The 8,888-nt window shown below is 69.6% G+C and carries 7 protein-coding genes and 1 pseudogene; 2 read left to right on the plus strand and 6 right to left on the minus strand.

Features of this window, described 5'->3' with window-relative positions:
• Positions 1-183, minus strand: a pseudogene (locus tag IY392_RS09370) (DUF1446 domain-containing protein); the annotation flags it as partial.
• 220 nt (positions 184-403) lie between these two features.
• On the opposite strand from IY392_RS09370, the gene IY392_RS09375 reads away from it, so the two are divergent.
• Positions 404-910 (plus strand): MarR family winged helix-turn-helix transcriptional regulator, encoded by a 507-nt coding sequence (locus tag IY392_RS09375; protein WP_107757074.1) that lies wholly within the window; start codon positions 404-406, stop codon positions 908-910.
• Between the two features lie 116 nt (positions 911-1,026).
• Here IY392_RS09375 and IY392_RS09380 read toward each other — a convergent pair whose 3' ends face one another.
• A complete protein-coding gene (locus tag IY392_RS09380; RefSeq protein WP_182612102.1) occupies positions 1,027-2,505 on the minus strand; it encodes an MFS transporter in 1,479 nt (492 codons plus the stop codon).
• A 262-nt stretch (positions 2,506-2,767) separates the two neighbouring features.
• On the opposite strand from IY392_RS09380, the gene IY392_RS09385 reads away from it, so the two are divergent.
• Complete coding sequence (locus tag IY392_RS09385) at positions 2,768-4,066, plus strand: cytochrome P450 (protein ID WP_194861061.1); 1,299 nt, start codon at positions 2,768-2,770, stop codon at positions 4,064-4,066.
• A 19-nt stretch (positions 4,067-4,085) separates the two neighbouring features.
• On the opposite strand, the gene IY392_RS09390 is transcribed toward IY392_RS09385, so the two are convergent.
• The 4 genes from IY392_RS09390 to IY392_RS09405 all read right to left on the minus strand — a co-directional run bounded on the left by IY392_RS09390 (position 4,086) and on the right by IY392_RS09405 (position 8,639).
• Positions 4,086-4,949, minus strand: a complete 864-nt coding sequence (locus IY392_RS09390) for a LuxR C-terminal-related transcriptional regulator (protein ID WP_107757077.1) — start codon at positions 4,947-4,949, stop codon at positions 4,086-4,088.
• 25 nt (positions 4,950-4,974) lie between these two features.
• Complete coding sequence (mmsB, locus tag IY392_RS09395) at positions 4,975-5,871, minus strand: 3-hydroxyisobutyrate dehydrogenase (RefSeq protein WP_194861062.1); 897 nt, start codon at positions 5,869-5,871, stop codon at positions 4,975-4,977.
• A gap of 3 nt (positions 5,872-5,874) precedes the next feature.
• On the minus strand, positions 5,875-7,050 hold the full coding sequence (locus IY392_RS09400) for an acyl-CoA dehydrogenase family protein (RefSeq protein ID WP_107757079.1): 1,176 nt from the start codon (positions 7,048-7,050) through the stop codon (positions 5,875-5,877).
• Positions 7,051-7,112: 62 nt separating this feature from the next.
• Positions 7,113-8,639, minus strand: coding sequence for a CoA-acylating methylmalonate-semialdehyde dehydrogenase (locus tag IY392_RS09405; protein ID WP_107758176.1), 1,527 nt, complete (start codon positions 8,637-8,639; stop codon positions 7,113-7,115).
• Between the last annotated feature and the right edge of the window lie 249 nt (positions 8,640-8,888).

Below are 8,888 nucleotides of genomic sequence, written 5' to 3' on the forward strand. Positions count from 1 at the left end.
CTCGTAACCCGGCCCGCCCGCCACCCGTTGCCCGGCGAGCTCGAGCACCGCTTCGTCGGAGAGCATGTCCAGGGCGAGGACGTCGAGCGTGGCGGCGTCGAGGAACTCGGCCGTCGCGGTGGCGCGGTCACCACGTGAGGCCGAGACGTTTCCGATGCGGAGGGGGCTCTGGGTGGTCGTCATCGATCCTCGGACTCCTTGTCGGTGGACGGCGTACGCCTATCCCAGCATGCCCCCGGTCCCGGCGAGGCGAGCGTGGAACGACAGGCGCCCACGAGGATATGCGGGGTCGCCGTCCCGAAGGCCCGCCGGGCGTCCCGTCCCGCACGTCTGCCGGTCGCACGGGGACCGGGCGGATAGACTCGCCTGATCAGACGCCCGCCGTGTCCTCCAGGAGTGAGCCGTGCCCCCCAGGACCGCCCCGATCCCCGACCGCATCGACCAGGCCCGCGCCAACTGGGAACGCGAGGGATGGACCGACGCGGCCCAGGGGATGACCGTGGTGACGTCGATCATGCGCGCGCACCAGATCCTCCTGGCGAGGGTGGAGGAGACACTACGCCCGTGGAACCTCTCGTTCCCCCGCTATGAACTCCTCCGACTGCTGGCCTTCTCGAGGTCAGGCTCACTGCCCATCACCAAGGCCTCCGAGCGACTGCAGGTACACGTCACCAGCGTCACCAGCGCCATGAAGCGTCTCCTGGACGCCGGGCTGGTCGAACGCCGACCACACCCGACCGACGGACGGACGACCCTGGTGGAGATCACCGCCGAGGGTCGGCGTGTGGTCTCCGAGGCCACAGCAGCGCTCAACGCCGGGGTCTTCTCCGATCCCGGGATGGACCGGTCGGAACAGTCGGCGCTGATCGAGGCCATCTCGTCGCTCCGGCGGACCGCCGGCGACTTCTGACCAGCGGGGCCCCGGAGTAACAACACCGCGCCCGGCCCCCTCTCGGGTGGGGCCGGGCGCGGCTGTCCGGGGAGGATCCGTCGTGCGGATCCTGGACCGAACTCGTCAGACCTCGGTCACGGCATCTCGGTGGCGACGAGCCGCGAGTCGTCCGGCTCGGCGTCGGCGTGGATAACGTTCTTGCTCGACTCCGTCATGAGGAAGATGCAGATCATGGATATGATCGACAGCGCGGAGAGCATCAGGCCGACACCCAGGGTGTTGCCGGCGCCGATCATCGCGGCCGCGGCCAGCGGCGGCAACGCGCCACCGAGGATGCCGGCGAGGTTGTAGCCCAGGCCGGCACCGGTGTAGCGGTAACGGGCCTGGAACAGCTCCGGGAGCAGCGCGCCGGCCGGGCCGTAGGCGATGCCGAAGATGACCAGCGTGACGAACAGGACCAGACCGAAGGCGACGGTCGACCCGGTGTCGAGGATCGGGAAGACGACCAGTGTCCACGGGATGGCGAGCCCGACCGAGGTGCCGATGACCTTCCTCCGGCCGATCTTGTCGGAGTACATCGCCGACAACGCGATGGCGGCGCCGAAGATCAGTGCGGCGATCATGCCCATGGCCAGGACGAACGGCCGCGAGTGCCCCAGGGTGGCGGTCGCGTAGTTGGTGAGGAACGAGGTGCCCATGTAGAAGAGGGAGAACAGCGAGGTGAGCGCGCCACCCGCGATGATGATCTCCTTCCACTGGAAGCGCAGGGCATCGGCGAAGGGCAGCGTCTTGGGAGCGGTGGCCCTGTTCGCGGCCCGGTCCGCCGCCGCGGTCGCGGCGGCCTCCTTGGCCTCGCGGGCCTGGGTCTGGCGGAAGACGGGGGTCTCCTCGACGGTCAGACGGATCCACAGGCCCACCAGGACCAGGACGGCGGAGAGCAGGAACGGGATACGCCAGCCGTACTGCATGAACGGGCTGTCGAGGTCCGCGCCGCCACCGGCGACGAGGGAGAACACCAGGAACGTGCCCGAGGAGAGGAAGAAGGCGAAGGCCACGCCCAGCTGCGGCCACATGGCCATCATGCCGCGCTTACCCTCGGGTGCGTATTCGGCCGTGAGCAGGGTGGCTCCGGCCCATTCGCCGCCGACCGCGAAGCCCTGGAAGAACCTGCACACCACGAGGAGTGTCGGTGCCCAGATCCCGATGCCGCCCGAGAAGACGCCGAAGGCCCCGGTGTTGTACCCGGGCAGCAGACCGATGAACACGGTCGCCACGCCCATGATGATGAGCGTCCACACGAGGGTGTTCTTGCGGCCGATCCGGTCACCGAAGTGGCCGAAGATCGCCGCACCGACGGGCCGGGCGAAGAACGCCACGGCGAACGTCGCGAACGAGGACAGCGTCGCCGTCGCGGGGTTCTGATCGGGGAAGAACAGCGCCGGGAAGACGAGCGCGGCGGCGGTGCCGTAGATGAAGAAGTCGTACCACTCGATGGTGGTACCGATCGAGGAGGCCGCGGCGACCTTCTTCAGCGAGGTCTTCTGCTCGACCGGCGGAAGGGTGGGGGACTGCGGTGCCGCGTCCCCCGGCGGGGTGGTTCGGGACTGCGTCAAGACAACTCCAGTCGTGTCTGGCTCGCCGGGTATCGGACCTCCGGCGAGAGGGGGTGATCGCCGACGCTCTGGCGTCGATTGAGGCGAACGGTATGTGATGACCACCACACCCGATACACCCGAAAGTATGTGGGGCGTGATCCGTCCCACACCGGCGCTGACCGTGCGGACCGATCGGAGAGGGGGCGGGACCGGATGCCCCGACCTCCAGTCGGCCCTAGGGTGTGCGGCGTACCGTGCCCCCGACTGACTGGAGACACCGATGTCGCCCAACGATCACCGACGGCTCCGCGAACAGTCCCTCGACTTCCTCCGTTCCGGATACCTCTTCACCTCCCGCGTGCGGCAACGCGCGGGACTGCCCGCCGACTCGCAGACGCCGGTGCGACTGCGCCTCATGGGTCGCAAGGCCGTGCTGTTGCGCGGAGTGGAGGGTGTCCGCCACTTCTACGACTCCGACAAGGTCAAGCGCGAGGGGGCGATGCCCGCGTTCGTCCGGCTCCCGCTCTTCGGACCCGGCGCTGTCCACGGCCTGGACGGCCACGCCCACACCGTCCGGAAGAACGCGCTCGCAGACCTGGCCTACGACGACGACCGGGTGGCGCGGTTCGCCTCCCTCGTGGCGGAGGAACTCGAGCACATGCTCGGCCAGTGGACGCGCCACGGATCGGGCACCGTCTACCACGACACCACCACCGCCTACGGCCGCGCGGCCTTCCGCTGGGCCGGGCTGCCGCTGCGCCCCGAGGAGTCGGACAGGCGTGCGCGGCAGATGAGCAGACTCCTCGACACCTTCGGTCGGGTCTCGGGGAACCCCGTGGCTCAGGTGGAACGCCTCCGTCTCGACCGCTGGGCCACGTCCCTGGTGCGCAAGGTCCGGTCGGGTGCGCTACAGCCCGACCCCGACTCGGTCGTCGCGGCGATGGCCGACCTCCGGGACGAGGACGGCCGGTTGGTCGACGACCGCACCGCGGCGGTGGAACTGCAGAACCTCACCCGCCCCACCGTGGCGGTCGCCCGCTTCGCGGCGTTCGCGGCCGTCGCCCTGGCCGAGAACCCGGGGTGGCGGGACCGCATCCGCGAGGCGTCGGCGGACGCCGGCCGTCTCACCGAGGTCCCCGAGGCGGTCGCGTTCGCCCAGGAGGTGAGGCGGGTCTACCCGTTCGTCCCGATGCTGCCGGCGCTCGCGACGACGGACTTCGAGGTCCGCGGGTGCCCGGTACACAAGGGGCACCGCGTCCTTCTCGACCTCCAGGGAACGGATACGGATCCGAACCACTGGCTCGACGCGGGGACCTTCGACCCGGAACGGTTCCTCGGCGTCGACGACGCCGAGCAGCTGCAGGCCTTCATCCCCCACGGCGGCGCCGGGGTGCGCACCGGCCACCGGTGTCCCGGCGAGAAGATCGCGGTGACCGCCCTGTCCGCGACCGTCGCGGCGCTGTGCAGGCCGGGGGTGCGGATCAGCGACGACCCCGACGATCTGACGTTCCCGTGGACCACGATGCTCACCCGGCCGGCGACCGGGGTCAGGGTCGGGGTGGACCCCACCCCCGCGTGACGAGGGGCGGCTGGTCGGATCAGGGCAGGACGCCGAGGAGCCGGGCCCGGGCCACGGACTCCATCCGTGACCGTGTGCCCAGCTTCGTCCCGATGTTGCGCAGGTAGGCCTTGATCGTCTCCGGCGACAGGGACAGCCGGGCGCCGACCTCGGCATTGGAACATCCGAGCGCCACCTGCGCGAGGACGTCGATCTCCCGCGGGGACAGGACCGTCGGCGCCTGGGGGACGTCCCGGCCCTCCTCGGGCGCCCTGCCGACCCCCGCCAGGGCGGACCCCGCGGCCAGCAGCCTCTCCCGGAGGCCGGGGTCGCCCAGCTCGGCGGCGATCGCACGCAACTCGCCGTGCAGGACACGCAGACGTTCCCGGTCCGCGGACTCCAGTCCGAAGTTCTGCTCCGCGACGGCGTGATCGGCCATACGCAGTCGTCTGTCGACCTCGTCGTGGATCCTGAACTCTGAGGCCAGGTCCGCGGCGACGGAGGTGAACGTCCGGGTGACCTGGTCGCCGAACTGGGTCGCGACCCGGGCCGATCCGTAGAGGATGGTCCGCGCCACCCCCGAGACCATCACGGGGACGGAGATGATCGCCCGCAAGCCCTCGCGGTCCACCGCGTCGGCGTAGTCCCGGGTGATCCTCGAGCACTCCTCGTAGTCACGGACCGTCGCCGGTCGACCCGAGGCCAGCACATGACCACCGAGGCCACGCCCCCTGGCCACGGCCAACCCCTGCATGGAGTCGGTGCGGACCCCGATGAAGCGGTTCAGCCTGGCGGTCTCACCGGTGACCTCGCCGGCGAAGACGACCGGCACACCGGTGGTGCGACGGGCCCTGCGCAGGGCCCCCAGTACAGCGTCTGAATCCTTGGGGCGGAGGGTGGACATGGTGTTCTCCCGAGAGTGGAGGTGTTCAGCTCCGCGAGGACTCGCGGATGCTGGTGATGATGGCGCTGAAGTCCTTGCCACCGTTGTCCTGCGCGAACTCGTCGTACAGGGCCGCCGCTGCTGCTCCCAGCGGAGCGACCGTACCAGTGCTCTCCAGGGCCGCGAGCGCCAGCCCGAGATCCTTGTTCATGAGAGCCGTGGCGAAGCCGGGCGTGAAGTCGTTGTTGGCGGGCGAGGTGGGGACGGGGCCGGGGACGGGGCAGTTGGTGTGCAGCGCCCAGCTGTTGCCGGTCGCGCCGGTGACCACGTCGAAGAGGGCCTGGTGATCGAGGCCCAGTCCCTCCGCGAGCACGAACGCCTCGGCGATCGCGATCTGGTGCACGGCCAGCACCATGTTGTTGCAGACCTTGGCGGCCTGCCCGGCCCCCGCCCCTCCGCAGTGGATGACCTTGCCCGCCATGGGCTCCAGGACGGGCTGCCCGGCCGCGAACGCCTCGTCCTCCCCGCCGACCATGAACGCCAGCGTGCCGGCGGTCGCACCTTTGACGCCACCGGAGACGGGCGCGTCGACCTGGAGCATCCCGGCGTCCACCGCCTTGGCATGGACCGCACGGGCGTCGTCGACCGAGATCGTGGAGGAGTCGATGAACAGGGTCCCCTCCCCCGCCTCGCCCAGCACTTCGTCATAGGTCGAGGTCACCAGCGCACCGTTGGGCAGCATCGTGATCACCACACCTGCTCCCCTGACCGCCTCGGCGGGCGAGTCACACACGGTGACCCCGGCGGTGCGGGCCGCCTCCTGCGCCGCTTCCACCGGGTCGAACCCCCTGACGACGAATCCGGCGCCCACCAGGTTGGCGGCCATGGGTCCACCCATGTTGCCCAGCCCGAGAAACGCCACGGTCTGCGATCGGTTGTCCATGTCCTACGCTCCCAGTCCGCGCGCGGCGACGGCCCGGCCGACGACGACACGCATGATTTCGTTCGTCCCCTCCAGGATGCGGTGCACCCGGAGATCTCGCACGATCTTCTCTATTCCGTACTCGGCGAGGTATCCGTACCCGCCGAAGAGTTGCAGTGCCCGGTCCGCGATGTCGAAGCAGTGGTCGGTGACGAACAGCTTCGCCATCGCGCACTTCTCGACATGGTCCGGCTCCTTGGCGTCCAGGGCCGCGGCGGCCCGCCACAGCATGAGCCGGCTGGCCTCCAACTCCGTCGCCATCTCGGCGAGGGTGAAGCGGATCGTCGGCTCGTCGATGAGCGCACCGCCGAAGGCCTCCCGGTCCCGCACGTGGGCGACGGCCCGCGAGTACGCGTCCTGGGCCCCACCCAGGGAGCAGGCGGCGATGTTGATGCGCCCGCCGTTGAGGCCCTTCATGGCGATGGTGAACCCGAGGCCCTCTCCCCCCGTTTCGGCGCCACCGATGAGGTTCGCGGCCGGGACCCGGACACCCTCCATGATCACCTGCGCGGTCGGCTGGGCGTTCCACCCCATCTTCTGCTCGTCCGGGCCGAAGCTCAGTCCCTCGGAGTCCGCGGGGACGAGAAAAGCCGAGATCCCTTTGGGGCCGGCCTCACCGGTGCGGGCCATCACCACGTAGACGTCCGACTGACCCCCACCGGAGATGAACTGCTTGGTGCCGGTGAGGACGTACTCCGCGGACTCGCCCTCGCCCTCCTTGACCGCCTTGGTCCGCAGGGCCGCCGCGTCCGAACCGGCACCGGGCTCGGTGAGGCAGTAGCTGGCGAACAGCTCCAGCGACGCCATCCTCGGGATCCACTCGCGACGCTGCTCCTCGGTGCCGAACTCGTCGACCATCCACACGCACATGTTGTGGATGGACAGGTACGCGGCCACCGACGGGCATCCCCGGGCGAGCTGCTCGAAGATCCGGACACCGTCGAGGCGACGCATCCCGCTGCCCCCGACGTCCTCGGAGACGTAGATGGCGCCCATCCCCATCTCGGCCGCCTCGCGGAGGACGTCTTTCGGGAAATGATGGCTCGCGTCCCACTCCTGCGCCATGGGCGCGATCCGCTTGGCCGCGAAGTCGCGGGCGGTGTCGACGATGACCTTGTCGTCGTCATCCAGGGTGAACATGGGTGTTCCTCTCATACGGTGCCCGGTTGTCGCGGTGCCCGGCTATCGCGCTGCGGGACCGGTCAGTCCATCGTGGGGATGACGAACTCGGCCCCGTCCTTGATGCCCGACGGCCAGCGCTGGGTGACCGTCTTGACCTTGGAGTAGAACTTGATCGACTCGGGGCCGTGCTGGTTGAGGTCGCCGAATCCGGACTTCTTCCAGCCGCCGAAGGTGTGGTACGCGATCGGCACGGGGATCGGCACGTTGACGCCGACCATGCCCACCTGGACGTTGGACACGAACTCGCGGGCGGCGTCGCCGTCGCGGGTGAAGATGGCCACGCCGTTGCCGTACTCGTGCTCGTTGGGCAGGCGAAGGGCCTCGTCGTAGTCCTTGGCGTGGACCACGACGAGGACGGGGCCGAAGATCTCGTCCGTGTAGACGCTCATGTCGGGGGTGACCTTGTCCATGAGCGTGGGGCCGACGTAGTAGCCCCCGGAGATGTCCTCGCCGTTGAACTCGTCCGTGTAGGCACCCACACCGCGGCCGTCGATGAGGATCTCCGCGCCGGCCTTCTCGCCCTGGTCGATGTAGTCCAGCACACGGGCCTTGGACTCGGGCGTGACCAGCGGGCCGTAGTCGGCGTTCGGGTCGTGGCTGTGGCCCACCCTCAGCTCCTTGACCTTGGGCACCAGCTTCTCCAGCAGCGCCTCGGCGGTGCCCTCGCCCACGGGAACGGCGACGGAGATCGCCATGCACCGCTCACCAGCGGAGCCGAAACCGGCCCCGACCAGGGCGTCCGCGGCCTGCTCGAGGTCCGCGTCGGGCATGATGATCATGTGGTTCTTGGCGCCACCGAAGCACTGCGCGCGCTTGCCGGTGCGGGCCGCGTTCTCGTAGATGTACTGCGCGATCGGGGTCGACCCGACGAACCCGACCGCCTGGATCGTGTCGTTGTTGAGGATCGCGTCGACGGCCTCCTTGTCGCCGTGGACGACCTGGAAGATGCCGTCGGGCAGGCCCGCCTCGGTGAACAACTCGGCCAGGCGCACCGGGACCGAGGGATCGCGCTCGGAGGGCTTGAGCACGAAGGCGTTGCCGCACGCGATGGCCGGGCCCGCCTTCCAAAGCGGGATCATGGCGGGGAAGTTGAACGGGGTGATCCCGGCCACGACACCGAGCGGCTGACGCATGGAGTAGACGTCCACGCCGCCCCCGGCGTTCTCGGTGTACTCACCCTTGAGCAGGTGCGGGATCCCGATCGCGAACTCGAGCACCTCGAGGCCACGCTGGATGTCTCCACGCGCGTCCGGGGTGGTCTTGCCGTGCTCGATCGCCAGCAACTCGGCGAGCTCGTCCATGTTCTGGTTGATCAGGTCGACGACGCGCATCAGCACGCGGGCGCGCTTCTGGGGGTTCTGCGCCGCCCACGACTTCTGGGCCTCGGCGGCCTTGGCGATCACGTCGTCGACCTCGGCCGTCGACGCCAACGGCACCACGGCCTGCGCCATACCCGTGCTGGGGTTGAGCACCTCGTGGGTGCGGCCACCCGTCCCGGCGACCCTCGCGCCGTTGATGTAGTGGTCGATCTGCCTGAGATCAGACATGGACATCCCTTCGTCGTGAGGCCGCGGTCCGTCGTGTCCGCGCGGCTCTTCTCCCGTGATGGCCATCACCCTATACTTGCATCTCCTAGTAATCCAGGGGCGGGTGTCCGGCCACCCCCCGACCCTCCCCTTTCGGGTGTACCGCGACCCTGGCGCGCGCCCATACTGTGAGCTGACTCACGTGCCGTGCGCGCCTTCACCCGTGCCCACGGCCGCCCGTGCCCGGTTCCCTCCGCGCCGTCCCACCCG

This window comes from Dietzia sp. SYD-A1 (assembly GCF_015356725.1).
GTDB lineage: Bacteria > Actinomycetota > Actinomycetes > Mycobacteriales > Mycobacteriaceae > Dietzia.

Bases quoted from the DNA above. Each gene is read 5' to 3' on its own strand.
- IY392_RS09400 (WP_107757079.1), bottom strand. From the start codon at position 7,050: ATGTTCACCCTGGATGACGACGACAAGGTCATCGTCGACACCGCCCGC.
- IY392_RS09390 (WP_107757077.1), bottom strand. From the start codon at position 4,949: ATGTCCACCCTCCGCCCCAAGGATTCAGACGCTGTACTGGGGGCCCTG.
- IY392_RS09405 (WP_107758176.1), bottom strand. From the start codon at position 8,639: ATGTCTGATCTCAGGCAGATCGACCACTACATCAACGGCGCGAGGGTC.
- IY392_RS09385 (WP_194861061.1), top strand. From the start codon at position 2,768: ATGTCGCCCAACGATCACCGACGGCTCCGCGAACAGTCCCTCGACTTC.
- mmsB (WP_194861062.1), bottom strand. From the start codon at position 5,871: ATGGACAACCGATCGCAGACCGTGGCGTTTCTCGGGCTGGGCAACATG.